The sequence below is a fragment of the Prescottella agglutinans genome, assembly GCF_004011865.1.
Taxonomy (GTDB): domain Bacteria; phylum Actinomycetota; class Actinomycetes; order Mycobacteriales; family Mycobacteriaceae; genus Prescottella; species Prescottella agglutinans.
The window spans coordinates 175,087-198,775 of the sequence record NZ_RKLP01000010.1 but is presented as its reverse complement, the minus strand read 5'-3'; the positions used below and the strand labels follow the sequence as shown (position 1 = coordinate 198,775).

Sequence of the window (23,689 nt, the reverse complement as noted above, 5' to 3'; positions counted from 1 at the left end):
AGTGTCCACCGGAACCGCGGAAAATACAGACGTTTCGGCGAAATCGCCCCACTGCTTGGTCGAGAAGCGCGGCCACGTCCTGATCGTGACGATGAACCGCCCCGAGGCCCGCAACGCGCTCTCCGGCGAGATGATGGAGATCATGGTCGACGCCTGGGACCAGATCGACTCCGATCCCGACATCCGGGTCGCGATTCTCACCGGCGCCGGGGGCACGTTCTGCGCCGGAATGGATCTCAAGGAGATGAACCGCAACGCGCCGGGTGACAAGTTCTCGGGCGGAATGGACGTGACCCGGCTGCCCGCCCTGCTGAAGGGCCGCCGTCTCACCAAGCCGCTCATCGCCGCCGTCGAGGGTCCTGCCATCGCGGGCGGCACCGAGATCCTGCAGGGCACCGACATCCGCGTCGCCGGCGAGAGCGCCCGGTTCGGTGTCTCCGAAGCCCGCCTCGGGCTGTTCCCGCTCGGTGGATCCGCGGTCCGCCTGGTGCGCCAGATCCCCTACACCGTCGCCGCGGAGATCCTGCTGACCGGCCGGACGGTACCCGCCCCCGAGGCCAAGGAACTGGGCCTCGTCGGCCACGTCGTCCCCGACGGCCAGGCGCTCGACAAGGCACTCGAGATCGCCGAGCAGATCGCTGCCAACGGCCCCATCGCGGTGCAGGCGATCCTGAAGACCATCCGCGTCACCGAGGGGATGCACGAGGAGGAGGCGTTCGCGCTCGAGGCCCAGATCGGCATGGCGGTCTTCAAGAGCGACGACGCCAAGGAGGGTCCGCGCTCGTTCGCCGAGAAGCGTGCCCCCAAGTTCACCGGCAAGTAGCAGACGGCGCGCGGCCCGACAGCCGCGCAGAAACGGCGCGGGCCGTGGTGGCAAGTCCACCACGGCCCGCGCCGTTCATGTTCCGGGGATCAGACGGTACCGACAGCCGCGGCGAGCTCGCGCATGTGCTCGACGCTGCGGCACGTCACCAGCAGCATCGTGACGCCGGCGTCCTCCCACTCCTTGACCTGAGTGCGGACCTCGTCGACGTTGCCGATGATCATCGTGTCCGTGACCATCTGGTCGGGCACGATCGCGGCCGCTTCCTCCTTGCGACCGGACAGGAACAGCTTCTGGATCTCCTTCACCTCGTCGCCGTATCCCATGCGGGTGTACACCTGGGCGTGGAAGTTCATCTCGGCTGCACCCATACCGCCGACGTACAGCGCGGTGATCGGCCGCAGCTTGTCGATCTCGGCCTGGCGATCGTCGGTGACGACGACCTGGCACGTCGCGGCGATCTCGAAATCGTCACGACTGCGCCGTGCACCGGGACGCGCGAATCCCTCGTCGAGCCACTCGTTGTACATCGGCGCCAGGCGCGGGGTGTAGTAGATCGCCAGCCAACCGTCCGCGATCTCGGCCGTCAGCGCGACGTTCTTGGGTCCCTCCGCACCGAGCCAGATCGGCAGATCCGCGCGCAGCGGGTGCGTGATCGGCTTGAGCGGCTTCCCGAGACCCATCGAACCCGGACCGGTGTACGGCAACGGGTAGTGCGGCCCGTCGTTGCGTACCGCCCCCTCGCGGGCGAGGACCTGACGCACGATCGAGACGTACTCGCGAGTGCGGGCCAACGGCTTCTGGAACGGCTGCCCGTACCAGCCCTCGACGACCTGCGGTCCGGACACGCCCAGCCCGAGGATGGCACGCCCACCGGAGAGGTGGTCGAGCGTCAGCGCGTGCATGGCGCAGTTCGTCGGCGTCCGAGCGGACATCTGCGCCACCGACGTGCCCAGCCGGATGCGCTCGGTGCTCGACCCCCACCACGCGAGCGGAGTGAAGGCGTCGTTGCCCCAGGATTCAGCGGAGAAGACGGCGTCGAATCCGGAGGCGTCGGCCTCGTTCACCAACTCCTGCGCATTGAACGGAGGCTGCGCACCCCAGTACCCGAGTTGTAACCCCAGCTTCATTGCGTGCCTCCGTGTTTTCCCATATCCGCAGTGACTCTTGCCACAGTAATAAGAACCTGTTCTACTCGATTCTGTGACCCCTGGAAAGAGCGGAGTGGCCGAGCAGCCACTGAGAGCACCACTTAATCTGAAATTCGACTACACCCGATCGCTGGGACCGACCATCGGCGCGTTCGTGACGGCTCTGCGTGACCGAAAGGTCGTCGGCGCCCGCGGTTCCGACGGCCGAGTGCATGTGCCGCCGCCGGAGTTCGACCCGGCGACCCACGAACCGATGACCGACTTCGTGGACGTCTCCGACACCGGCACGGTGGTCAGCTGGTCGTGGATGTCCGAGCCGATCGAGGGCCAGCCCCTGACGCGCCCGTTCGCGTGGGCACTGGTGAAGCTCGACGGCGCCGACACCTCGATCCTGCACGCCGTCGACGCCGGATCCCCCGACGCGATGAGCACCGGGATGCGGGTGCGCGTCCGCTGGGCCGACGAGCGCACCGGCCGGATCCAGGACATCGCGTGCTTCGAGCCCGGTGAGAGCGATTCCGACTCCACCGCAACCGTTTCCGCGGGCGATCCGGTCACCGACATCGTCACCCCGATCGACCTGCACTACACGCACACCGCGTCGTTCGAGGAGACCTACTACCTGCGCGGCCTGATGGAGGGCAAGATCATCGGCGGCCGCACCGACGCCAACGGCAAGGTCTACGTGCCGCCGCGCGGCGCGAACCCCACCGACGGCACCCCCACCAAGGAGCAGGTCGAGGTGTCCGACAAGGGCACCATCACCACGTTCTGCATCGTCAACGTGCCGTTCCTGGGCCAGCAGATCAAGCCGCCGTACGTCGCGGCCTGGGTGCTGCTCGACGGCGCCGACATCCCGTTCCTGCACCTGATCCTCGAGGTCGACGCGGCCGAGGTCCGGATGGGCATGCGCGTGGAGGCCGTGTGGCGGCCGAAGGAGGAGTGGGAGTACTCGCTCCGCAACGTCTCCCATTTCCGCCCGAGCGGTGAGCCCGACGCGGACTACGACAGCTACAAGCACCACCTCTAGGAGCCTCGAGAACATGACAGACATTGCAGTCGTCGGCTTCGCACAGGCCCCGCATGTGCGCGAGACCACTGGCACCACCAACGGTGTCGAGATGCTGGTCCCCTGTTTCCAGCAGCTGTACTCCGACCTCGGAATCACCAAGTCCGACATCGGATTCTGGTGCTCCGGATCCTCCGACTACCTGGCCGGACGCTCGTTCTCGTTCATCTCGGCGATCGACTCGATCGGCGCCGTGCCGCCGATCAACGAGTCGCACGTCGAGATGGACGCCGCGTGGGCGCTGTACGAGGCGTGGGTCAAGCTCATGACCGGCGAGGTCGACACCGCCCTCGTGTACGGGTTCGGCAAGTCGTCCGCCGGCAACCTCCGCCAGATCCTCGCGATGCAGATGGATCCGTACCTGGTGTCGCCGCTGTGGCCGGACTCGGTCTCGGTCGCGGGCCTGCAGGCCCGTCTCGGCCTGGACGCCGGCAAATGGACGGCCGAGCAGATGGCGGCTATCGCTCAGCGCAGCCGCGCCGCCGCGAAGTCCAACCCCGACGCCCAGATCTCCGGTGACGTCGACATCGAGACGCTACTGGCGTCCGAGTACGTCGCGGACCCCCTGCGGGCCCACGACTGCGCGCCGATCACCGACGGTGCGGCCGCGATCATCCTGGCCCGCGGCGACCGTGCCCGCGAACTGTGCGAGCGCCCGGCGTGGATCACCGGCATCGAGCACCGGATCGACTCCCCCAACATCGGTTCGCGCGACCTGACGACGTCCCCGTCCACCGCCGCCGCGGCCCGTGCCGCGACGGGTGGCGACGTGTCGAACATCGATGTCGCCGAACTGCACGCGCCGTTCACGCACCAGGAGATCATCCTGCGCGAGGCGATCGGCCTGACCGACGCCACCACGATCAACCCGTCGGGTGGCCCCCTCACCGGCAACCCGATGTTCTCCGGCGGTCTCGAGCGCATCGGCCATGCGGCCCGCTCGATCATGAGCGGCGACGCACAGCGCGTCCTCGCCCACGCCACCAGTGGCCCTGTGCTGCAGCAGAACCTGGTCGCCGTCATGGAAGGACGCAACTGATATGGCCAAGCAACTCGCCGCCGTCCTCGGCACCGGCCAGACCTACTACGTCGCCAAGCGACACGACGTCACGATGGCCGGCATGGTCCGCGAGGCGATCGACCGTGCGATGGCCGACGCCCACGTGGGCTGGGACGACATCGACGCCATCGTCATCGGCAAGGCTCCCGACCTGTTCGAGGGCTCGATGATGCCCGAACTCGCGATGTCGGATGCGCTGGGCGCCCACGGCAAGCCGCTGCTGCGCGTGCACACCGCCGGCTCGGTCGGTGCCTCGACCGGCAACGTCGCGGCCAGCCTGGTCCAGGCCGGCGTGCACAAGCGGGTGCTCGCGGTGTCGTGGGAGAAGCAGTCCGAGTCCAACGCGATGTGGGCGCTGTCCACCCCGGTGCCGTTCACGATGCCGGTCGGCGCGGGCGCGGGCGGATTCTTCGCACCGCACGTGCGCTCGTACATCCGCCGCTCGGGCGCCCCGGACCACATCGGCGCGATGGTGGCCGTGAAGGACCGCCGCAACGGCGCGCTGAACCCGTACGCGCACCTCAAGCAGCCCGACATCACCGTCGATTCCGTGATGGCCTCCCAGATGCTGTGGGACCCCATCCGTTTCGACGAGACGTGTCCGTCCTCGGACGGTGCCTGCGCGATCGTCATCGGCAACGAAAGCGCTGCGGAGGAGGTCATCTCGGGTGGCCGCAAGGTGGCGTGGATCCACGCGACCGCGATGCGCACCGAGCCTCTGTCGTACGCCGGTCGCAACGTCGCGAACCCGCAGGCCGGCCGTGACGCCTCGGCCGCGCTGTGGAAGGCCGCGGGCATCACCGACCCGCTGACCGAGATCGACGAGGCCGAGATCTACGTGCCGTTCTCGTGGTTCGAGCCGATGTGGCTCGAGAATCTCGGGTTCGTGCCGGAGGGCGAGGGCTGGAAGTTCACCGAGGCCGGCGAGACCGCGATCGGCGGACAACTGCCGGTCAACGCGTCCGGTGGCGTGCTCTCGTCCAACCCGATCGGCGCGTCCGGCATGATCCGCTACGCCGAGTCGGCGATGCAGGTCATGGAGCGCGCCGGCGACCACCAGGTCGACAGCGTCCGTAAGGCGTTCGGCCACGCTTACGGCGGCGGCTCGCAGTACTTCGCGATGTGGGTGGTCGGCGCCGACCGTCCGACCAACTAGGAGAGGTTCCCGCCATGAAGTTCACAGTCGGCATCGCGATGAGCCCACTGGATCAGTTGACCGCCCTGGCACAGACCGCGGAGGAGTGTGGTTTCGCGAACATAGCGCTGCCCGACTCCCTGTTCTTCATGGAGACGGCCGCCGCGGACTACCCGTACACCCCCGACGGCTCGCGCATGTGGAATGCCGAGACGCCGTGGGTGGACCCGTTGATCGCGGCGGCCGCGATGGGCGCCGTCACCAGCACCATCGGTTTCTACACGAATGTCCTCAAGCTCGGTTCCCGCAACCCCCTGCTGCTCGCGCGGCAGGTGGGTTCGGTCGCGAATCTAACCGGGAACCGATTCGGGTTCGGCGTCGGGATCGGCTGGGCGCCGGAGGAGTTCGAGTGGTGCGGCGCGCCGTACAAGAAGCGCGGCGCCCGCGTCGACGAGATGATCGAGATCATCAAGCTGGTGCTGGCCGGCGGCATGGTCGAGTACCACGGCGAGTTCTTCGACTTCGACCGGCTCCAGATGAGCCCGGCACCGAGCAAGCCCGTGCCGTTCTACGTGGGCGGCCACACCGAGGTCGCGCTCAAGCGCGCGGCACGCGTCGGCGACGGCTGGACGTCGGCGATGATGAAGTTCGAGGACCTGGTGTCCACGATGGCCCGTCTCGACGAGTTGCGAGCCGAATACGGCCGCGCCGACCAGCCTTTCGAGATCCAGGCGGTGTGCATCGACCGGTTCGGCAAGGACGGCTACGCCCAGATGGCCGAGGCCGGCATCACCGACAACATCGTGATCCCGTGGATCTTCGACGGTCTGGGGTTCGACGCACCGCTCGAGGCCAAGCAGGACTCGATGCGCAAGTTCGCCGATCAGTACATCCACTAGGGAGCGAAGCATGACGACAACCGAAACCGAGCACCCGGCCCGGATCGCCGCGAAGGCGTCGCAGTCCGCCGCGAGCGGAAAGCGCAAGGAGGAGTGGCTCGATCTGTTCGCGGAGGACGGCTGGGTCGAAGACCCGGTCGGCCCGTCGGGCTTCGATCCCGAGGGCAAGGGCCACCACGGGCGCGAGGCGATCTCGAAGTTCTACGACATGACGATCGCCAACACCGACTCCCTCGAGTTCATCGTGAACGACTCGCTCGTGTGCGGTGACGAGAACGTCAACATCGGTTCGATCCGAACGGTCATCGCCGGCAACCAGGTCGATGCCGAGGGTGTGTTCATCTACCGCGTCAACGCCGAGGGCAAGCTGCAGTCGCTGCGGGCCTTCTGGGAGGTCGAGCGTGCGATGAAGACCCTGAAGAAGGTCTGAGTCCCGGAGCACGAAAGTGGGGCGGTCACCGGATTCCGGTGACCGCCCCACTTTCGTTGTGTCCGTGTCTCTCTCGTTTGTGTCTGAAGATCCACGAACAAGTCCGGACAAAGCGATAGCGCCAGCGAGGGATGAGGGATCTCGCTGACGCTACCGCGTCTGTGTGCGGTTCGAGCCTAGTGCTGGACCGGGCAGCCCGAGGTCTTGTAGTCGACCTGGTATTCCTTGATGCCGTTGAGCCAGCCGGACCGCAGGCGGCGGGTGTCACCGGCCTCGGTGATGTCCGGGAGGAAGTCGGCGATCGCGTTGAAGATCAGCTCGATTTCCATCCGAGCGAGGTTGGCGCCCAGGCAGTAGTGAGCACCGGTACCGCCGAACGACAGGTGCGGGTTGGGATCACGCGTGATGTCGAAGGTGTGCGGGTTCTCGAACACGTCCTCGTCGAAGTTCGCCGAGACGTAGCTCATCACCACGCGCTGGCCCTTCTTGATCTGCACGCCGCCGATCTCGGTGTCCTCGAGCGCGGTGCGCTGGAACGACGCGACCGGGGTGGCCCAGCGGATGACCTCGTCGGCCATGGTCTTCGGACGTTCCTTCTTGAACAGCTCCCACTGCTCGGGGTTGTCCATGAAGGCCTTCATGCCGTGCGTGGTGGCGTTGCGGGTGGTCTCGTTGCCGGCCACCGCGAGCACGATCACGAAGAAGCCGAACTCCTCGGGGCTGAGCACGTCACCGTCGACGTCCGCCTCGATGAGCGTGGTGACCAGGTCGTTGGCCGGGTTCGCCTTGCGGGCCTCCGCCATCTGGTACGCGTACCCGAGGATCTCCATCGACGCGGCAGCCGGATCGATGTCGGCGAACTCGGGGTCGTCGTACGAGGTCATCTGGTTGGACCACTCGAAGACCTTGCCACGGTCCTCCTGCGGCACACCGATGAGCTCGGCGATGGCCTGCAGCGGCAGCTCCGCAGCGACCTGGGTGACGAAGTCGCCGCTACCCTCCGCAGCGGCGGCCTTGACGATGGCCTCGGCGCGGGACTTCAGCTCGGCCTTGAGCCCGTTGATGGCACGGGGCGTGAAGCCGCGGGCGACGAGCTTGCGCAGCTTGGTGTGCTCGGGCGCATCCTTGTTGAGGAGCACGAACCGCTGGAGTTCGATCTGCGCGCGCTCCATGTCGTCGTTGAAGCGCGGGATCGCGGTGTTCTCCCAAGTGGAGAACACATCGCTGCGCATCGAGACGTCGCGGATGTCCTCGTGCCGGGTGACCAACCAGTAGCCACCGTCGTTGAACCCGCCGACGCCGTCGGGCTGCTCGACCCAGTACACCGGTTCCGTCTTGCGAACCTCGGCAAGCTCTTCGACCGGGAGTCGGTGCGCGTAGATGTCGGGATCCGTAAAGTCGAACCCTGCGGGAATGTTGGGCTGTGCCACTGCTGTCTCCTGCCCTCGCGTCCAGCCGCGAAGTGATGTGGAACACGTTCTACATGCATTGAATCACAGAGCGCCGATCAGGGAAAGATTAGGCAAAAATCCACCCACCCAGTCCTTGCCTGACGGGGAGAACCTGTTCTATTTTTCGTAGAAGCTAGTGAAAGGAACCCACCGTGGGCACACCAGTAATCGTCGAGGCAGTTCGCACCCCGATCGGAAAGCGCGGTGGCTGGCTGTCCGGCCTGCACGCGGCCGAGATCCTCGGTGCCGCACAAAAGGGCATCGTAGACCGTGCAGGAATCGACCCGGTGCTGGTCGAGCAGGTCATCGGCGGGTGTGTCACGCAGGCCGGCGCGCAGTCGAACAACGTCACCCGCACCGCGTGGCTCGCTGCGGGGCTGCCGTGGCAGGTCGGCGCCACCACCATCGACTGCCAGTGCGGTTCCGCGCAGCAGGCCAACCACCTCATCGCCGGCCTCATCGCGACCGGCGCGATCGACATCGGCATCGCGTGCGGTGTCGAGGCCATGAGCCAGGTTCCCCTGGGCGCCAACGTCGGCACCGACGCGGGCCCGCGCCGGCCCGCGTCGTGGGACATCGACTTGCCCAACCAGTTCGAGGCCGCCGAGCGAATCGCAAAGCGCCGCGGCCTCACCCGCGAGGATCTCGAGGTCCTCGGCGTGCAGTCGCAGGCCCGCGCGAAGCAGGCCTGGGACGAAGGCCGCTTCGACCGCGAGATCGTCCCGGTCACCGCGCCCGTCATCGGCGAGGACAAGCAGCCCACGTCGGAGATGAACGTCGTCAGCCGCGACCAGGGCCTGCGCGACACCACCGCCGAGTCGCTCGCCAAGCTCAAGCCGGTCCTCGAGGGCGGCACCCATACCGCCGGTACGTCGTCGCAGATCTCCGACGGCGCCGCCGCGGTCATGCTCATGGACGAGGACCGCGCCCGCGCGCTCGGCCTGAAGCCGCGGGCCCGCATCGTCAGCCAGGCCCTCGTCGGCGCCGAGCCCGAGTTCCACCTCGACGGCCCGGTGCAGGCGACGTCGCGGGTGCTCGAGAAGGCCGGCATGAAGATCGGCGACCTGGACCTGTTCGAGGTCAACGAGGCCTTCGCGTCCGTGGCGCTGTCGTGGGCCCAGGTCCACGGTCCCGACATGGACAAGGTCAACGTCAACGGCGGCGCGCTCGCGCTCGGACATCCCGTGGGCAGCACCGGCTCTCGCCTGATCACCACCGCGCTGCACGAACTCGAGCGCCGCGACGGATCGACCGCGCTGATCACGATGTGTGCGGGTGGCGCTCTCGCCACCGGCACCATCATCGAGCGGATCTGATCGGAGATCCCCTGAGATGACCACGCAGCGCCCGTCGGGGCTCGATTCGAAGTACACGGCCGACATCATCAAGTGGATGTCGAAGACCAACGTGAAGCTGTATCGGGCCACCGGCGGGCGCCTCGGCGGCAAGTGGCGGGTGGGCAGCGCGTTCCCCTGGGGAATCCCCGTCTGCCTACTCACCACGACCGGCCGCAAGAGCGGGCAGCCCAGGATCAGCCCGCTGCTGTTCCTCGAGGACGGCGACCGCATCGTGCTCGTCGCCTCGCAGGGCGGACTACCCAAGAACCCGATGTGGTACCTCAACATTCGGGCCAACCCGGAAGTGACGATCCAGATCAAGTCGCGCATCCGGAAGATGCGGGCACGCGTGGCGACCAACGAGGAACGCGCCGAACTGTGGCCGCGTCTCGTGGACCTCTACGCCGACTTCGACAACTACCAGGCGTGGACCGATCGGCAGATTCCCGTGGTCATCTGCGAATAACTTTCGGCCCTCCCCCACGCGGCCTCGGACGGGAATAATGGTGGGCGACGCCCGGCACATCTGCGCCGGGCACCCCGGTTCTCGAGGAGGAATGTCGCAACATGACAGTGAAGAACCACGACCAGGTGATCGACCGCCGTGAGATCGCCTCGGCGCTGTTGAAGGCGCTCGACCGGCGCCACGAGGTCCTGGACGCCATCGTCGAGAGCAAGGATCGTGAGGCGGCCGTCGCAGCCGTGCGCGAACTCCTCGACACCACCGAATTCTGCGCCGACGCCGTGCTGAACCTGCGATTCGACCGTCTCACGGTCAAGGAACGCGACCGCATCCGCACCGAACTCGAGGACCTCGACGCGACCCTGCAATGGCTGCCCGAGCAGCGGCCTTACAGCACCGGTGCGGGAGTTCGCCTGCGCCCCTTCACCGAATCCGACGCCGACACCGAACTGTTCCGTGCCCGGTCCACCGAGCGTTTCGACGACGCCGGTAATCCCTGGGGTCCCGAGCGCGTCGAGGACGAGCGTCGCAGCGGCCTGAAGCGGATCGACGACGAGTCCGCGGCGTGGTTCGTCGCCGAGTGCACAACAGGCGACAAGCCCGACAGCGTCGGCCTGGTGTTCGGCGAACTGACCGGCAACGAGGTGGACGTCGCGATCTGGGTGGCCCCCGGTTCCCGGAAGCAGGGCTACGGCACCGCGGCGCTCAAGCAGGCCCGCAGCGAACTCGCCGCGTACTTCCCGGGCACCGTGCTGATCGTCCGCACCCCCGCGTAATCACGCCGAGAACGGAAAACGCCCGTGCGCGGATGCGCACGGGCGTTTCTCGTGTCAGGCTCAGGCGCCGTAGACCGGGGTGGGGGTCTCGGCCTTCTCGAGCAGATCGGCGACGACCGGGCCGAGTTCCTTCGGATCCCAGCGCTCGCCCTTGTCCTGGGTGGGGCCGTGGCGCCAGCCCTCGGCAACCGTGATCTTGCCGCCCTCGACCTCGAACACGCGGCCGGTGACGTTCTTCGACTCGGCGGAGCCCAGCCACACGACCAGCGGGGAGATGTTCTCCGGCGCCATCGCGTCGAAGCCCTCCTCCGGAGCGGCCATCGCCTCGGCCATCGCGCCGCCGGCACCGACGGTCATGCGGGTGCGGGCCGCGGGGGCGATCGCGTTGACGGAGACGCCGTAGTTCTTCAGCTCGGCGGCGGCCTGGATCGTCATCTCGGCGATGCCGGCCTTGGCCGCGGCGTAGTTGCCCTGGCCGATGGAGCCCTGCAGGCCCGCGCCCGAGCTGGTGTTGATGATGCGGGCGTCCACCGGGCGTCCGGCCTTGGACTCGGCACGCCAGTACGCGGCAGCGTGGCGCAGCGGGGCGAAGTGGCCCTTGAGGTGCACGCGGATGACCGCGTCCCACTCTTCCTCGCTCATGCCGACGAGCATGCGGTCACGCAGGAAGCCCGCGTTGTTGACCAGGATGTCCAGGCCACCGAAGGTGTCGATCGCGGTCTGGATCAGGTTCTGCGCACCCTCCCACGACGCGACGTCGTCACCGTTGGTGACAGCCTCGCCGCCGGCGGCCTTGATCTCCGCGACGACCTGCTCGGCCGGGGTCTCGCCGGTGTTGGAGCCGTCGCCGCCGACACCGATGTCGTTGACGACGACCTTGGCGCCCTCGGCCGCGAAGGCCAGCGCGTGGGCGCGACCGATTCCACGGCCGGCGCCGGTGATGATGACGACTCGGCCGTCAAGCAAACCGCTCACTTGTTCTCCTCTGTAGTAGCCGCGGCCAGGAAGGCCGGGCGCTCGCCGCCGCCGTGGACGGTAAGGGTCGAACCGCTGACGTAGGCCGCCAGCGGGGATGCCAGGAATGTCGCACAGTTGCCGATGTCCTCGGGACGGGCCATCCGACCCAGCGGGACGGTGGCGCCGACGGCGTCGATACCGGCCTCGTCGCCGTAGTGCAGGTGACTCAGCTCGGTCTGCACCAGGCCGACGACGATCGAGTTGACCCGCACCTTGGGGGCCCACTCGACGGACAGGCTCGCCGCGAGGGAGTCGATGCCGGCCTTGGCCGCGCCGTACGCGGCGGTGCCCGGGGAGGGGCGGCTGCCGCTGACGGAGGAGATCATCACGATCGATCCGCCGTCGTCCTGCTTCTGCATGACCGCGTTGGCGATCTGCGAGATCAGCAGCGGCGCGAGCAGGTTCAGCTCGACGATCTTGGAGTGGAACTTGGGGCTGGCGTCGGCCGCCATCGCGAACGGGGCGCCGCCGGCGTTGTTGACGACGGAGTCCAGCCGGCCGTACTTGGCGACGATCTGATCGACCATCGACTGCACCTGCTCGGCGTCCCGGACGTCGCACGCGATGAAGTCGACACCGCGGCCGTCGACCTCGATGGGTTCGGCAGTCTCTTCCCTCGGGCGCCGCGCGCACGTCACCACCGTCGCCCCCGCGCGCAGGAAGGACCGGCTGATTCCGGCACCGATTCCGCGCACTCCGCCCGTCACCAGTACGACCTTGCCTTCGAGACCGAGATCCACCTTGTTCCTCCCTGAAGCGGCACGGGTCATTCGCACCCGTCTGTGATAACTTACCAAGCAATCGCTTGGTTCGGTCAACAGACGTAAGGAACATGCCATGGGCATCACTTCGACCTCGGACGGTGCCGGGATCACCACGGTCACCGTCGACTACCCGCCGGTGAACGCCATCCCGTCCAAGGGCTGGTTCGAGTTGGCCGACGCCATCCTGGCTGCGGGCAAGGATCCCGAGACCCGCGTGGTGATCCTGCGCGCCGAGGGACGCGGCTTCAACGCCGGCGTCGACATCAAGGAGATGCAGGCCACCGAGGGCCACGGCGCCCTCATCGACGCCAACCGCGGCTGCGCGGCGGCGTTCTCCGCGGTCTACGACTGCGAGGTTCCCGTCGTGGTCGCCGTCAACGGCTTCTGCGTCGGCGGGGGCATCGGCCTGGTCGGCAACGCGGACGTCATCGTCGCGTCCGACGACGCCATCTTCGGCCTGCCCGAGGTGGACCGCGGCGCGCTCGGCGCTGCGACGCACCTCGCGCGCCTGGTCCCGCAGCACATGATGCGCACGCTGTACTACACGGCCAAGAACGTCGACGCCCAGACGCTCAAGCACTTCGGTTCCGTGTACGACGTGGTCCCGCGCGCCGAACTCGACGCCTGCGCGCTGAAGATCGCCGGCGAGATCGCTGCCAAGGACACCCGGGTCATCCGCCGCGCCAAGGAAGCCATCAACCGCATCGACGTGATGGACGTGCACACCAGCTACCGGATCGAGCAGGGCTTCACGTTCGAGCTGAACCTCGCCGGCGTCGCCGACGAGCACCGCGACGAGTTCGTCGCCACCGGCAAGCCGAAGTCGAACACCACCGCACCCAAGGGAGACAGCAAGTAATGGCTGAGAAGCGCGAAAAGCGCCGCTCACTGGATGAGGCAGTCGCCGGTATCCAGAGCGGGATGACCATCGGCATCGGCGGCTGGGGCTCGCGGCGCAAGCCGATGGCGCTCGTCCGCGCGCTGCTGCGCAGCGACGTCAAGGACCTGACCGTCGTCGGGTACCTCGGCCCGGACCTCGGCCTGCTGATCTCCGCCGGCAAGGTCAAGCGCGCCTACTACGGCTTCGTGTCCCTGGACTCGGCGCCGTTCTACGACCCCTGGTTCGCGCAGGCCCGCGTCGCCGGGACCATCGAGTCCCGCGAGATGGACGAGGGCATGGTCAAGGCCGGCCTGCAGGCCGCCGCCGCGCGCCTGCCGTTCATGCCGATCCGCGCCGGCCTCGGTTCGGATGCACAGACCGTCTGGGGCGACGAGCTCAAGACCGTCGCGTCGCCGTACCCGGACGCCGACGGCCGCACCGAGACCCTCATCGCGATGCCCGCGCTGAACCTCGATGCCGCCCTGGTCCACCTGGACCTGGCCGACGAGCGCGGCAACGCCGCGTACACCGGCGTCGACCCGTACTTCGACGACCTGTTCTGCCTCGCGGCCGAGCAGCGCATCCTCAGCGTCGACAAGATCGTCTCGACCGAGGAGCTCGTCAAGTCGGTCCCGAATCAGGCCCTGATCCTGAACCGCTCGATGGTCGACACCGTCACCGAGGCCCCCAACGGCGCCCACTTCACCTTCGCCGGCAGCTACAAGCGCGACGAGAAGTTCCAGCGCCACTACGCCGAGTCCTCCAAGACCCCCGAGGCATGGCAGGCCTTCGCCGACACCTACCTGTCCGGCAGCGAGGACGACTACCAGGCAGCCGTGCGCAAGTTCGCAGAGGAGCAGAAGTCATGACCGAGGTAACCCGCGCGGAGTACTGCGCCGTCGCGTGCGCCGAGCTGTTCACCGACGCCGGCGAGATCTTCGCCTCCCCCATGGCGACGCTGCCGCTGATCGGTGCCCGCCTGGCCAAGCTCACCACCGAGCCCGACCTGATCATCACGGACGGCGAGGCCCTGATCCTGGCCGAGGCCCCGGCCATCGGTGCCAGCGCGCCGATCGAGGGCTACATCCCGTTCTCCAAGGTGTTCGACGTGGTCGCCTCCGGCCGACGCCACGTGGTGATGGGCGCGAACCAGATCGACAAGTTCGGCAACCAGAACCTCTCGGCGTTCGGCCCGCTCGACAAGCCGACCCGCCAGATGTTCGGCCTGCGCGGCGCCCCCGGCAACACGATCAACCACGCCACCAGCTACTGGGTGGGCAAGCACTCCTCGCGCGTGTTCGCGGACAAGGTCGACGTGGTGTGCGGTGTCGGCTACGACAAGGTCGACCCGGAGAACCCGGCGTTCCGCTTCCTGAAGAACCACCAGGTGGTCACCAACCTGGGTGTCTTCGACTTCCAGGGCCCCGGCCAGACGATGCGCGCGGTCACCCTGCACCCCGGCGTCACCGCCGAGGACGTCAAGGCCAACACGTCCTTCGAGATCGCCGGTCTGGACTCGGCGGGCATCACCCGTGAGCCCACCGCCGAGGAGCTTCGCCTGATCCGCGAGGTCATCGACCCGAAGAACCTGCGTGACCGCGAGGTCTCGCTGTGAGCCAGGTGCTGAAGACGCCGTTCACCGAGCTGGTGGGCGTCGAGCATCCGATCGTGCAGACGGGCATGGGCTGGGTCTCCGGCCCGCGCCTGACCGCGGCCACCGCCAACGCCGGCGGCCTCGGCATCCTCGCCTCGGCGACGATGACGTACGAGGAGCTCGAGGCTGCGGTCAAGAAGACCAAGCAGCTCACCGACAAGCCGTTCGGCGTCAACATGCGCGCCGACGCGTCGGACGCCTCCAAGCGCTGCGATCTGCTGATCCGCGAGGGCGTCAAGGTTGCCTCGTTCGCGTTGGCGCCCAAGAAGGAACTGATCGCCAAGCTCAAGGACAACGGGATCGTCGTGATCCCGTCGATCGGTGCCGCCAAGCACGCCGTGAAGGTGGCCTCGTGGGGCGCCGACGCGGTGATCGTGCAGGGCGGTGAGGGCGGTGGCCACACCGGTGGTGTCGCGACGACGCTGCTGCTGCCGTCCGTGCTCGACGCGGTCGACATCCCGGTCGTCGCAGGCGGCGGCTTCTTCGACGGTCGCGGCCTGGCCGCGGCGCTGTCGTACGGCGCCGCGGGCGTCGCGATGGGCACCCGCTTCCTTCTCACGAGCGACTCGGCGGTGCCGGACTCGGTCAAGCAGGAGTACCTCAAGCGCGGCCTGACCGACACCACGGTGTCGCTGAAGGTCGACGGCATGCCGCACCGCGTGCTCGACACCGACCTGGTGAATGCACTGGAGAAGTCCAGCTACGCAAAGGGTCTCGTCGCCGCTGCCAAGAACGCCATGAAGTTCAAGGCGATGACGGGCATGAAGTGGACGACGCTGGCCAAGGACGGCCTGGCGATGAAGAAGTCCAGCGACCGCACGTGGCAGCAGATCATCATGGCCGCCAACACCCCGATGCTGCTCAAGGCCGGTCTGGTCGAGGGCAACACGGAGGCGGGCGTGCTCGCGTCCGGCCAGGTGGTCGGCATGATCGACGACCTGCCCAGCTGCAAGGAACTGATCGACCGCATCATGGCCGACGCCGTGAAGCGTATCGACGCGCTTGGAGACCTCAAGGCCTGACCGGTCCGGGTTTTCGTCTGAAGGGACCCTTCGTGCGCCACCAGCGCGTGAAGGGTCCCTTCGCTCGTCGGGTCAGGGCGACTCGTCCCGCTGGACGACCCAGGTTGCGATCTGGGTGCGTGAGGCGAAGCCGAGCTTCTCCCGAATTCGCTCGACGTGCCCCTCGACCGTCCGCTGCGAGATCACGAGTCGCTCCGCGATCGCCTTGTTGGTCATCCCCGTGGCGACCAGTTCGGCGATCTCCGTCTCCCGCCGTGTCAGCGGGACTGCGCCGTCGGCCTCGGGGACCGTCGACGCCTCGATCGGCTGCTCCTCGAGCGCGCGGGCGATCGCCTCATCGAGGCTCAACGACCTTCCGTGATCGATCGCCCTCTCGACTGCCCTGTCTCCGAGAGCATTACGCACCGTCTCCATGCACACGTCGTGATGGGCGACGAGCGCCCCGAAGGTCGCCATCGGGCTTCCCGTGGCCGTGAACTGGGCATCGGCCGCACCCATCAGCACGGCCGCGAGTTCCGGGTCCCGATCCGCGGCCGTCCATGCGAGCTCCTCGAAGCACCACGCGCACCCGAACAGGTTGCTCATCCTGCGCAGCAGGCCGAGGGAATCCGCGAGCATCGTGGTTCCCCGCGAGCGACTCCCCCACCGCCACAGCGCGGAGCCGTAGTCCGACATCGCCATTGCGCGCCACATGATTTCACCGTGCGACTCCGTGAGCGCCAGCACTTCCTCGTAGAGGCTCGCGGCTCGGTCCGCGTTCCCCAGAGCATCGATCACGAAGGCGAACCAGTACAGCGCCGGGACCAGGCGGAGAATGTCGTCGTCGGCCCGGAACCCGCGGATCGCCCGCTCGAGGTGCTCGGCGCCGCGGGGAAGATCACCGTCGGCGACGGCGACGAATCCGACCGCGTAGGTCGCCAACGCCCGCGTCTCCTCGTCCGACAACTCCTCGGCGCGGCGACGCGCGTCCTCGGCCAGGGCCGCTGCCGCGGGGATGTCCCGCTGCAGCGCGGCCAGCAGACTGCCGGTGACCGACGCTTCGACCACGACTACCCCGAGGTCCCCGACGGTGTGCGCAGGTGCCCTCGCCAAGGCGCGATCCACCCAGTAGCGCCCTTCGCTGAATCGGCCGCGCGGCAGGCAGTAGTCGTGCAGGGCAGCCGCGACACACAGCGCGTCCCCGACCGAATCCGGATCGGTCAGGCTGAACTCCAGCGAGCTGCGGACGTTGGGGACGTCCTGGTCCATCCGCGTCATCCAGTCGAGCTGTCGGGGCCCGATCCAGTCGGCCCCGGCCCACAGCACGACCTGCTGGTACCAATCGCGGTGCCGACGCTGCAGGGACGTCCACTCCTCGTCGCGCAGCAGGCCGCGACCGTAGTCGCGAAGCGTCTCGAGCATCCGGTACCGGACGGTGGCGCCGGCCTCCTCGCGAATCAGAACCGACTTGTCGACCAGCGACGTCACGAGGTCGATCAGCTCGCCGTACACCGCCTCCCCGGAGAGAATGCCCTCCACCGCCTCCAGATCGAAGCTGCCCGCGAAAACGGTCAGGTGCGTCCACAGCCACTGTTCCGGCGGTGTGCACAGGTCGTAGCCCCAGTCGATGCTCCATTTGAGCGTCTGCTGCCGACTCGGCGCACTCCGGCTGCCGCGAGTGAGGAGTCGGAAGCGATCGCCCAGTCGATGCAGGATCTCGTCGACCGACATCGCACGCAGCCGGGCAGCGGCCAGTTCGATCGGCAGGGGCAGACCCTCCAGCTGCCGGCAGATCCGTTCCACCGCGACGCGGTTCCCCTCGGTGATCCGGAAGTCCGGTAACGCGGCCTGCGCACGCTGTTCGAACAGCGCCACCGCGTCCCCGTCCGACGTCTCCGCCGGAAGAGAACCGGATCCGGGTTCGCCGGGCACGTCCAGCGGTGGTACCCGCATGACGGTCTCCCCGGGAACACCGAGCCGTTCACGACTCGTTGCCAGCACGGTCAGTCCCGGACAGTGCCGGAGCAAGTCGACCGTCAGGTCCGCGACGGCCGCCACCAGATGCTCACAGTTGTCCAGCACCAACAGGACTCGACTGTCGCCCAGGTGGTCGATGAGGATTGCTCGTGGTGCACGAGTCGACCGGTCCTGGATACCGAGGGCCCCGATCACCGTCTGTTCGAGGAGCGCCGACTCCTGCAGTTCGCCCAGTTCGACGAGCCATGCCCCGCCGGTGAAAGCCCTGCGTGCATCCTCCGCGACACGGAGCGCGAGTCGCGTCTTGCCCACGCCCCCGAGACCGGTGAACGTGACCAGGCGCGATTCCGAGACAAGGCGCCGCGCCTCCGTAGCCTCTGACCGCCGACCGACGAAACTGGTCAGTTCGAACGGCAGGTTGCCCGCCTTGACCGTCATTTCAGACCGCCGAACTGTCGCCTGCCAGCGACTCTGTCTCCGGGGAAAGTCTACGCTTCCACGATCTCTCGCGACTCCGCGACGAGCCCAGTGAACTCGCCGGCTAGGCGAGTTCGCTGCCGGTCTTCGTTCCCGGCTCAGAACGCGACAAGAGCCCGCCGAGAACGTCGAGAGCGCCGGCCCAGGCATCGAGGGTCGCGGGCGTGAGCCTGCGGTGGTCGAGAACGCCGGGTTGCGCGAGTGCGGGGTCGAACGGGACCTCGACGAATCCGGCGACACGGGGGGCCAGCGCATCCCGGATCGGCGCCAGATCGACCGGGGCGTCGGGCAACTGGTGTGAGACGACGATGATCGCGTCACCGAGGGTCTGCGCACCGTACGTCGACATGATCCAGGTGAGCGCGTCGCGCATGCGGCTGAGCGGCTCGGATCGGGCGGGCGCCACCATCACCAGCGCAGCGCCGGACCGGATCAGCGGGGCCAGCCGCGGCGACCGCAGTGCCGTGCCGACGTCGTGGATGCGGGCACTGTGGCGGGCCGCGAGGAGTTCGTCGACGATCGCGGGATCGCTGGGCTGCCCGTCGCTGCCGCCGACCACGACGACACCGGCCGACGTGAGCGCCATGCGGGATTCGAACTGCCGAATCGACCGCGCCGGGTCGACACCCTCGAATCCCGTTCGGGACAACAGGTTTCCGCCGTCGCTCGTAGCGTCGACGGCCGACACTTCCTTGCCCGTGCCCAGCCGTAATGCGGTGGCGAGGCCGTACGCGGTCGTGGTGGTTGCCGCACCGCCCGAACCGGCCACGACCGCTGCCGACACCCGTTCGGGTTCGGGCACGTTCGGCACCCGACGCAGCGACACGACGTTGCTCATTTCGTGTCCTCCACCTTCGCGATCTTGAATCCCTCCGGCGAGGGCGCCACGGTGATCCGCTGACGGATGACGCCATCGGACGAGCCCGGCGTGCGCAGTCCGAGATCGACGTTGAAGACGTTCGGATCGGGGGTGGAGGCGATGGTGACGCAGTGCTCGGTGCCGAGGGAGACTTCATCGATCCACTTCTGGATCTCCGGAACGGCGTTGGGTGCGACCATGAGCGATGCGACCCGTGCTCCGTTCCGTTCGACGTAGTAGGCGTGGTCGAAGGCCCGGATGACGCCGGGGCCGTCGGAGGTCCCGCCGGGGCCGCGGCCGACGCTGCGTCCGTCGGCCGCCGATTCCGCACACCAGGCGGGTGCCGGGGCCGCCGACTCCGGTGTTGCCGAAGCCGCGGAGGTTCCCGACGTCGTAGCGGCAGCGGCGGCAACCGGTTTCGGTGTGCCCTCGGTCGCCGTATCGCCGCTACGGAGGACCACGACAGTTGCCGCCGACGCGATCGTGAGGAGGGCGACCGCGACGCCACCGATCAGGAGCGGCTTCCGACCGCCGGACGTCTCCTCCTCGCGCGTCTCCTGCTTCGCCGGCTTCTCCAGCTTCTGTGGCTTCTCCGGCTTGTCGCGCTTCTCTTGCTTCTCCGGCTGCTCCGGCTGCTCCGGCTGCTCCAGTTTGTCGCGCTTCTCTTGCTTCTCTTGCTTCTCTCGCTTGTCCCGCTTCTGGCGCTTCTCGCGCTTCTCGCGCTTCTCGCGCTTCTCGCGCTTCTTTCGCTCGGGGGCCGGCGAGTCCGGAGCCACCAACCAGGTCGGCATCTGGTCGAACTCGTCGGGCAAATCCGACTCGGAGTCCTGCGAAAGTTCGGGTTTCGGATAGTCGACGTCGGCCGGCAGGTCACCCAGAGGCGCTTCTCGCGCAGGTTCAGGGATCGGAGCCGAAATCGACTCGACCGGCGGTCCAGGGACCGGAATGGAAGTCTGCTGCTCGACCGGCGGCCGGGGAACCGGAACCGGAGTCGGCTCCACCGGCGGTCCGGGCGGAGATTGCTGCGGCGCGGATTCCTGGCTGGCCGTTTCCCGTTCGTAGTGCTCGGTCACGTCCGGGAACAGTGAGTGCTCGGTCCGATTGTCCGTCGCCATGTGTCCTCCTGCAGGTGGGGTGGGCCCGCGTCCGGGCCCACCCCACCCCTGTCTCAAGCCTGGACGCCGGTCCCGACGGCGTCGCTGATCATGTTCGACGCGACACCGAGGGACGAGTCGGTGAAGAACGTCGCCAGGCGCGCGTCGACCTGGTCGAGCACCTGGTCGCCGCCCGGCTGGGATGCGACGAAATCACGTGCCTGACGATCCATTTCGGGCGCCGCCGCAACGGTGTCACGCACCGCCGACGCCGCAACAGCACCGGCCGGGTTCGTCTCCCACTGCGCGAGGGTCTCCTCCGTCCAGGACTTGATCTCCGGCTTTTCGATGTCGCGGAAGACCTTGTCGGCAGGATCCGGCAGCGGCTGGGGCTCACCGAGATCGCCGGCGCCGACCATGGTTCCGGCCACGACGCCCGTGACAGCGGCTGGCGCAGCAAAAACCGCTGCTCCTACCGCAGCACCGATCGCTGTGCCGGCAACACCGTTGGTGACGAAGAAGGCCGGCCCACCCGGAAGGGGCAGCTCGACCCCGCCAATCATTCCCGCACCGATGACGCCACCGATCGTCCCGCCCGCCAGGGCGCCGACGACGCCCCATCCGGCCGCGTTCGCAGCACCCATTCCCAGCTGCGCTGCCGCGAGCCGGTTGGCGCGAGTGGTCTCGATGCCCAGCGAGCGCCAGAACGTCGACACCTCGGCCTCGATGACGGCGGAGGTGTTGTTGGTGCGGGCGAGGTCGCCGTCGGTCATCCAGTTGGGCTGCGACACATGGTAGGTGCCGAGGCGCAGGGTCTCCCGCGGCGCGATGATCGGCGCGGTGGGTTCGACGTAGGTCGGCAGGTGCAGATCCTGAACCTGCACGGGTGCGACGTAGTAGTCGTCGGGTGCGTCGTAGGTGTTGGTGTCGTAGTCGTAATTCTCGAGCGGCTGGTACTCGATGTTCTGGTACTGGGCCGGCGGCTCCACCCAGTACACGGGCTCGGGCTGCTCGGGACCCGAGGTGACGCCGCCCTGCGTCGACGGCGCCGACGTCACGCCGCCCTGCGTCGAGGGAGCGGATGTGACACCACCCTGCGAGGGCAGCTCGTTCGGTGCCGCCTGTGCCGCGCCCGACGCGGCCACGAGCACGGCGGCGGCAGCGGACGGAACGATCGCGACGCGCGCCATCGTCCCCACGCGCGACTTGTGGTGCTTACCCATCTACGAAATCCCCCTTGGTGTCCTGAACAAAGTCACGATCGACCCGGCCCGAAGGGAGCAGCGCGACGGAGCAAGAGAGGTTCGGGTGGTTCGTGAAGAGGTAAGGCTCGGACGCGGCGAGCCCCGAAGCGCCCCCGCCCGGGCATGTGAACGCCCGGCAACCCCCCTCGGCAACGATGCCGCCCCATCTCGATGATCTTCCCCCGCCGACTGAAATCCCCTAGGCCGGACGATGCCAGAGCAATATACCCGGGCGGGCAGGCCGAATCGACCGGCCCCCTTGGCGGCCCGGCGGCGCCCGTCGAAACCGTCAGGAACGCACGGCGGCGCTGCGTGCGGCGATCCGCTCCCGCACCTCGGGCCGTCTCAGCGGCGGGACGGTCCTGGGTGGCTGCCGGCGCGGCGGCAGGGCCGCGAGCAGCTCCATCGTCGTCGCGGTCACCTCCTCGACGGCCTTCTCGAAGGCGTCGCGGTTGGCGTCGGACAGCTTCTGGATGCCGCTGACCTTGCGCACGTACTGTCGGGCCGCGGCCTCGATCTCCTCGGGTGTGGCTGCCGGTTCGAGCCCGCGCAGCTCGGTGATGTTTCGGCACATGCCTCGAACGGTAATCCCGCGCCCGCCGGTGCGAAAGGCTGTTCCACGAGACGGGTACCGCGTACTTTCGGTATCAGACATCGGACAGCGACCGTGGGGGCACGATGCACGTCGTAGAGAACTCGAACATCGCAACCACGACCATCCCCCATCCGCCGCGCCGTCTGCCCCTGCTGGGCGATGTCCTCGGGGTCTCGCTCCACACCCCGGTCCAGGACTCGATGCGGCTCGTACGTCGGTTGGGACCGATCTTCGAGCGCAACGCGCTCGGTCACCGATTCGTGTTCGTGTCGGGCGCCGACATGGTCGCGGAACTGTCCGACGAGTTCCGCTTCGCGAAGAACGTCGCGCCCGGCATCGCGGAACTGCGCGGCATCGGCGGCGACGGTCTGTTCACCGCGTACAACGAGGAGCCGAACTGGGCCAAGGCGCACAACCTGCTGCGCCCGGCGTTCACGCAGGCCGCCATGCGCTCGTACCACGACATCATGGTTCAGGTGGCCGGTGAGCTCACCGAGCACTGGGACGCGCGGGTCGGCGGCACGCCCGTGGACGTGTCGTCGGACATGACGAAGCTGACCCTCGAGACCATCGGGCGCACCGGGTTCAGCTACTCGTTCGACTCGTTCCACCGGGAACAGCCGCACCCGTTCGTCGAGGCGATGGTCCGGGCCCTCACGCACGCGCAGCGCCGCACCTTCCGCAACGTGCCGCTCGTCTCGAAGTTCCTGTACCGCAAGTCCGATCGGCAGAACGCGGCGGACACCGCGTACCTGGCCGACGTGGTCGACGAGGTGATCCGGCAGCGCCGGGACAGTGCCGAGGAGGGCCCCGAGGATCTGCTCGAGATCATGCTGCGCGCCGCCCGCGAGGACGACCCGAATCGCCTCGACGAGGTGAACATTCGCAACCAGGTGGTGACATTCCTCGTCGCCGGTCACGAAACCACCTCGGGCGCATTGTCGTTCGCTCTGTATTACCTCGCCCGCAACCCGCAGGCACTGGCGAGGGCACGCGCCGAGGTGGACGCGGTGTGGGGCGACGAGGTGCCCGCCTTCGAGAAGGTGGCGAAACTGCGCTACGTCCGACGCGTCCTCGACGAAACGTTGCGCCTGTGGCCGACGGCGCCCGCGTACGCGCGAGAGGCGAGGGAGGACACGGTGCTCGCGGGCCGGTACCCGATGAGAGCGGGCGACTGGGTACTGGTGCTCATCCCGTCACTGCACCGCGACCCGGCGTGGGGTGACGACCCGGAACGCTTCGATCCGGACCGATTCTCCCCCGAGCACGTGCGCGGTCGGGTGCCGCACATCTACAAGCCGTTCGGCACCGGCGAACGCGCCTGCATCGGTAGGCAATTCGCGATCCACGAGGCTGTCCTGGTGCTCGGCACGATCCTGCGTCGCTACGACTTCACCGCGGACCCCGACTACCAGCTGCGCATCCAGGAGCGCCTGACGCTCATGCCGGTCGACTTCACCTTGAGACTCCGACCGCGCGACCGCGGATGAACGGCACCACGCCATGCCGCGCAGCCGGGTCTTCGGGCATGAT

The 23,689-nt window shown here is 68.0% G+C and carries 23 protein-coding genes; 14 read left to right on the top strand and 9 right to left on the bottom strand.

Translation table 11 applies throughout. From position 1 onward, the window contains the following. Window position 1 precedes the first annotated feature (1 nt). Entirely contained in the window at window positions 2-823 is an 822-nt protein-coding gene (locus EGT67_RS19210) for a crotonase/enoyl-CoA hydratase family protein (protein ID WP_127917686.1), read from the top strand. 89 nt (window positions 824-912) lie between these two features. On the opposite strand, the gene EGT67_RS19205 is transcribed toward EGT67_RS19210, so the two are convergent. Further along, on the bottom strand, window positions 913-1,953 hold the full coding sequence (locus tag EGT67_RS19205; protein WP_127917685.1) for an LLM class F420-dependent oxidoreductase: 1,041 nt from the start codon (window positions 1,951-1,953) through the stop codon (window positions 913-915). A 73-nt stretch (window positions 1,954-2,026) separates the two neighbouring features. Between EGT67_RS19205 and EGT67_RS19200 the strand changes: the two genes are divergently transcribed. From EGT67_RS19200 to EGT67_RS19180, 5 genes are read left to right on the top strand one after another with little or no spacing between them, the layout of a single operon-like run. Continuing rightward, window positions 2,027-3,004 carry a Zn-ribbon domain-containing OB-fold protein gene (locus tag EGT67_RS19200; protein WP_127917684.1) on the top strand — a complete coding sequence of 326 codons (978 nt, stop codon included), beginning with the start codon at window positions 2,027-2,029 and terminating at the stop codon, window positions 3,002-3,004. A 13-nt stretch (window positions 3,005-3,017) separates the two neighbouring features. Continuing rightward, the gene (locus EGT67_RS19195; protein WP_127917683.1) at window positions 3,018-4,082 is read left to right on the top strand and encodes a thiolase domain-containing protein; all 1,065 of its coding nucleotides are present in this window, start codon (window positions 3,018-3,020) and stop codon (window positions 4,080-4,082) included. A 1-nt stretch (window position 4,083) separates the two neighbouring features. After that, window positions 4,084-5,259 (top strand): thiolase domain-containing protein, encoded by a 1,176-nt coding sequence (locus tag EGT67_RS19190; RefSeq protein WP_127917682.1) that lies wholly within the window; start codon window positions 4,084-4,086, stop codon window positions 5,257-5,259. Between the two features lie 14 nt (window positions 5,260-5,273). Next, window positions 5,274-6,137 carry a TIGR03619 family F420-dependent LLM class oxidoreductase gene (locus tag EGT67_RS19185; RefSeq protein WP_127917681.1) on the top strand — a complete coding sequence of 288 codons (864 nt, stop codon included), beginning with the start codon at window positions 5,274-5,276 and terminating at the stop codon, window positions 6,135-6,137. Between the two features lie 10 nt (window positions 6,138-6,147). Further along, window positions 6,148-6,567, top strand: coding sequence for a nuclear transport factor 2 family protein (locus tag EGT67_RS19180; RefSeq protein ID WP_127917680.1), 420 nt, complete (start codon window positions 6,148-6,150; stop codon window positions 6,565-6,567). Window positions 6,568-6,743: 176 nt separating this feature from the next. On the opposite strand, the gene EGT67_RS19175 is transcribed toward EGT67_RS19180, so the two are convergent. Beyond that, window positions 6,744-7,997, bottom strand: a complete 1,254-nt coding sequence (locus EGT67_RS19175; RefSeq protein ID WP_127917679.1) for a cytochrome P450 — start codon at window positions 7,995-7,997, stop codon at window positions 6,744-6,746. 173 nt (window positions 7,998-8,170) lie between these two features. Between EGT67_RS19175 and EGT67_RS19170 the strand changes: the two genes are divergently transcribed. From EGT67_RS19170 to EGT67_RS19160, 3 genes are all read left to right on the top strand, one after another. Continuing rightward, on the top strand, window positions 8,171-9,334 hold the full coding sequence (locus tag EGT67_RS19170; RefSeq protein ID WP_127917678.1) for a steroid 3-ketoacyl-CoA thiolase: 1,164 nt from the start codon (window positions 8,171-8,173) through the stop codon (window positions 9,332-9,334). Between the two features lie 16 nt (window positions 9,335-9,350). Continuing rightward, on the top strand, window positions 9,351-9,821 hold the full coding sequence (locus tag EGT67_RS19165) for a nitroreductase family deazaflavin-dependent oxidoreductase (RefSeq protein ID WP_127917677.1): 471 nt from the start codon (window positions 9,351-9,353) through the stop codon (window positions 9,819-9,821). Between the two features lie 101 nt (window positions 9,822-9,922). Continuing rightward, complete coding sequence (locus EGT67_RS19160; protein WP_127917676.1) at window positions 9,923-10,594, top strand: GNAT family N-acetyltransferase; 672 nt, start codon at window positions 9,923-9,925, stop codon at window positions 10,592-10,594. A gap of 60 nt (window positions 10,595-10,654) precedes the next feature. Here EGT67_RS19160 and EGT67_RS19155 read toward each other — a convergent pair whose 3' ends face one another. Both EGT67_RS19155 and EGT67_RS19150 read right to left on the bottom strand, forming a co-directional pair. Further along, window positions 10,655-11,569 (bottom strand): SDR family oxidoreductase, encoded by a 915-nt coding sequence (locus EGT67_RS19155; RefSeq protein WP_127917675.1) that lies wholly within the window; start codon window positions 11,567-11,569, stop codon window positions 10,655-10,657. Continuing rightward, the gene (locus tag EGT67_RS19150; protein WP_127917674.1) at window positions 11,566-12,351 is read right to left on the bottom strand and encodes an SDR family oxidoreductase; all 786 of its coding nucleotides are present in this window, start codon (window positions 12,349-12,351) and stop codon (window positions 11,566-11,568) included. The genes EGT67_RS19155 and EGT67_RS19150 overlap by 4 nt, the downstream gene beginning before the upstream one ends. Before the next feature lie 97 nt (window positions 12,352-12,448). Between EGT67_RS19150 and echA20 the strand changes: the two genes are divergently transcribed. Genes echA20 through EGT67_RS19130 form a run of 4 tightly spaced genes read left to right on the top strand, consistent with a single transcriptional unit; the run spans window position 12,449 to window position 15,931 of the window. Then, window positions 12,449-13,234 (top strand): (7aS)-7a-methyl-1,5-dioxo-2,3,5,6,7,7a-hexahydro-1H-indene-carboxyl-CoA hydrolase, encoded by a 786-nt coding sequence (echA20, locus tag EGT67_RS19145; RefSeq protein ID WP_005515559.1) that lies wholly within the window; start codon window positions 12,449-12,451, stop codon window positions 13,232-13,234. After that, window positions 13,234-14,124 carry a CoA transferase subunit A gene (locus EGT67_RS19140; RefSeq protein WP_127917673.1) on the top strand — a complete coding sequence of 297 codons (891 nt, stop codon included), beginning with the start codon at window positions 13,234-13,236 and terminating at the stop codon, window positions 14,122-14,124. Before echA20 ends, EGT67_RS19140 begins: the two co-directional genes overlap by 1 nt. After that, window positions 14,121-14,870, top strand: coding sequence for a CoA-transferase subunit beta (locus EGT67_RS19135; protein WP_127917672.1), 750 nt, complete (start codon window positions 14,121-14,123; stop codon window positions 14,868-14,870). The genes EGT67_RS19140 and EGT67_RS19135 overlap by 4 nt, the downstream gene beginning before the upstream one ends. Continuing rightward, window positions 14,867-15,931: an NAD(P)H-dependent flavin oxidoreductase gene (locus tag EGT67_RS19130; RefSeq protein ID WP_127917671.1), complete on the top strand. Its 1,065-nt coding sequence runs from the start codon at window positions 14,867-14,869 to the stop codon at window positions 15,929-15,931. Before EGT67_RS19135 ends, EGT67_RS19130 begins: the two co-directional genes overlap by 4 nt. A gap of 72 nt (window positions 15,932-16,003) precedes the next feature. Here EGT67_RS19130 and EGT67_RS19125 read toward each other — a convergent pair whose 3' ends face one another. The 5 genes from EGT67_RS19125 to EGT67_RS19100 all read right to left on the bottom strand — a co-directional run bounded on the left by EGT67_RS19125 (window position 16,004) and on the right by EGT67_RS19100 (window position 22,135). After that, entirely contained in the window at window positions 16,004-18,325 is a 2,322-nt protein-coding gene (locus EGT67_RS19125) for an ATP-binding protein (RefSeq protein WP_127917670.1), read from the bottom strand. 103 nt (window positions 18,326-18,428) lie between these two features. After that, complete coding sequence (locus EGT67_RS19120; RefSeq protein ID WP_127917669.1) at window positions 18,429-19,202, bottom strand: hypothetical protein; 774 nt, start codon at window positions 19,200-19,202, stop codon at window positions 18,429-18,431. Next, window positions 19,199-20,014 carry a DUF8176 domain-containing protein gene (locus EGT67_RS25140; protein ID WP_164877605.1) on the bottom strand — a complete coding sequence of 272 codons (816 nt, stop codon included), beginning with the start codon at window positions 20,012-20,014 and terminating at the stop codon, window positions 19,199-19,201. The genes EGT67_RS19120 and EGT67_RS25140 overlap by 4 nt, the downstream gene beginning before the upstream one ends. 377 nt (window positions 20,015-20,391) lie before the next feature. Continuing rightward, window positions 20,392-21,540 carry a hypothetical protein gene (locus EGT67_RS19105; RefSeq protein WP_127917666.1) on the bottom strand — a complete coding sequence of 383 codons (1,149 nt, stop codon included), beginning with the start codon at window positions 21,538-21,540 and terminating at the stop codon, window positions 20,392-20,394. A gap of 310 nt (window positions 21,541-21,850) precedes the next feature. After that, window positions 21,851-22,135, bottom strand: a complete 285-nt coding sequence (locus EGT67_RS19100; protein ID WP_127917665.1) for a DUF2277 domain-containing protein — start codon at window positions 22,133-22,135, stop codon at window positions 21,851-21,853. Between the two features lie 104 nt (window positions 22,136-22,239). Between EGT67_RS19100 and EGT67_RS19095 the strand changes: the two genes are divergently transcribed. Continuing rightward, window positions 22,240-23,646, top strand: a complete 1,407-nt coding sequence (locus EGT67_RS19095; protein ID WP_127917664.1) for a cytochrome P450 — start codon at window positions 22,240-22,242, stop codon at window positions 23,644-23,646. Window positions 23,647-23,689: the final 43 nt, after the last annotated feature.

Coding starts and splice junctions, on each gene's coding strand:
- EGT67_RS19185 (WP_127917681.1), top strand. CDS start 5,274: ATGAAGTTCACAGTCGGCATCGCGATGAGCCCACTGGATCAGTTGACC.
- EGT67_RS19165 (WP_127917677.1), top strand. CDS start 9,351: ATGACCACGCAGCGCCCGTCGGGGCTCGATTCGAAGTACACGGCCGAC.
- EGT67_RS19180 (WP_127917680.1), top strand. CDS start 6,148: ATGACGACAACCGAAACCGAGCACCCGGCCCGGATCGCCGCGAAGGCG.
- EGT67_RS19100 (WP_127917665.1), bottom strand. CDS start 22,135: ATGTGCCGAAACATCACCGAGCTGCGCGGGCTCGAACCGGCAGCCACA.
- EGT67_RS19095 (WP_127917664.1), top strand. CDS start 22,240: ATGCACGTCGTAGAGAACTCGAACATCGCAACCACGACCATCCCCCAT.
- EGT67_RS19205 (WP_127917685.1), bottom strand. CDS start 1,953: ATGAAGCTGGGGTTACAACTCGGGTACTGGGGTGCGCAGCCTCCGTTC.
- EGT67_RS19105 (WP_127917666.1), bottom strand. CDS start 21,540: ATGGGTAAGCACCACAAGTCGCGCGTGGGGACGATGGCGCGCGTCGCG.
- EGT67_RS19140 (WP_127917673.1), top strand. CDS start 13,234: ATGGCTGAGAAGCGCGAAAAGCGCCGCTCACTGGATGAGGCAGTCGCC.
- EGT67_RS19160 (WP_127917676.1), top strand. CDS start 9,923: ATGACAGTGAAGAACCACGACCAGGTGATCGACCGCCGTGAGATCGCC.
- EGT67_RS25140 (WP_164877605.1), bottom strand. CDS start 20,014: ATGCCGACCTGGTTGGTGGCTCCGGACTCGCCGGCCCCCGAGCGAAAG.
- EGT67_RS19195 (WP_127917683.1), top strand. CDS start 3,018: ATGACAGACATTGCAGTCGTCGGCTTCGCACAGGCCCCGCATGTGCGC.
- EGT67_RS19190 (WP_127917682.1), top strand. CDS start 4,084: ATGGCCAAGCAACTCGCCGCCGTCCTCGGCACCGGCCAGACCTACTAC.
- EGT67_RS19120 (WP_127917669.1), bottom strand. CDS start 19,202: ATGAGCAACGTCGTGTCGCTGCGTCGGGTGCCGAACGTGCCCGAACCC.
- echA20 (WP_005515559.1), top strand. CDS start 12,449: ATGGGCATCACTTCGACCTCGGACGGTGCCGGGATCACCACGGTCACC.
- EGT67_RS19125 (WP_127917670.1), bottom strand. CDS start 18,325: ATGACGGTCAAGGCGGGCAACCTGCCGTTCGAACTGACCAGTTTCGTC.
- EGT67_RS19135 (WP_127917672.1), top strand. CDS start 14,121: ATGACCGAGGTAACCCGCGCGGAGTACTGCGCCGTCGCGTGCGCCGAG.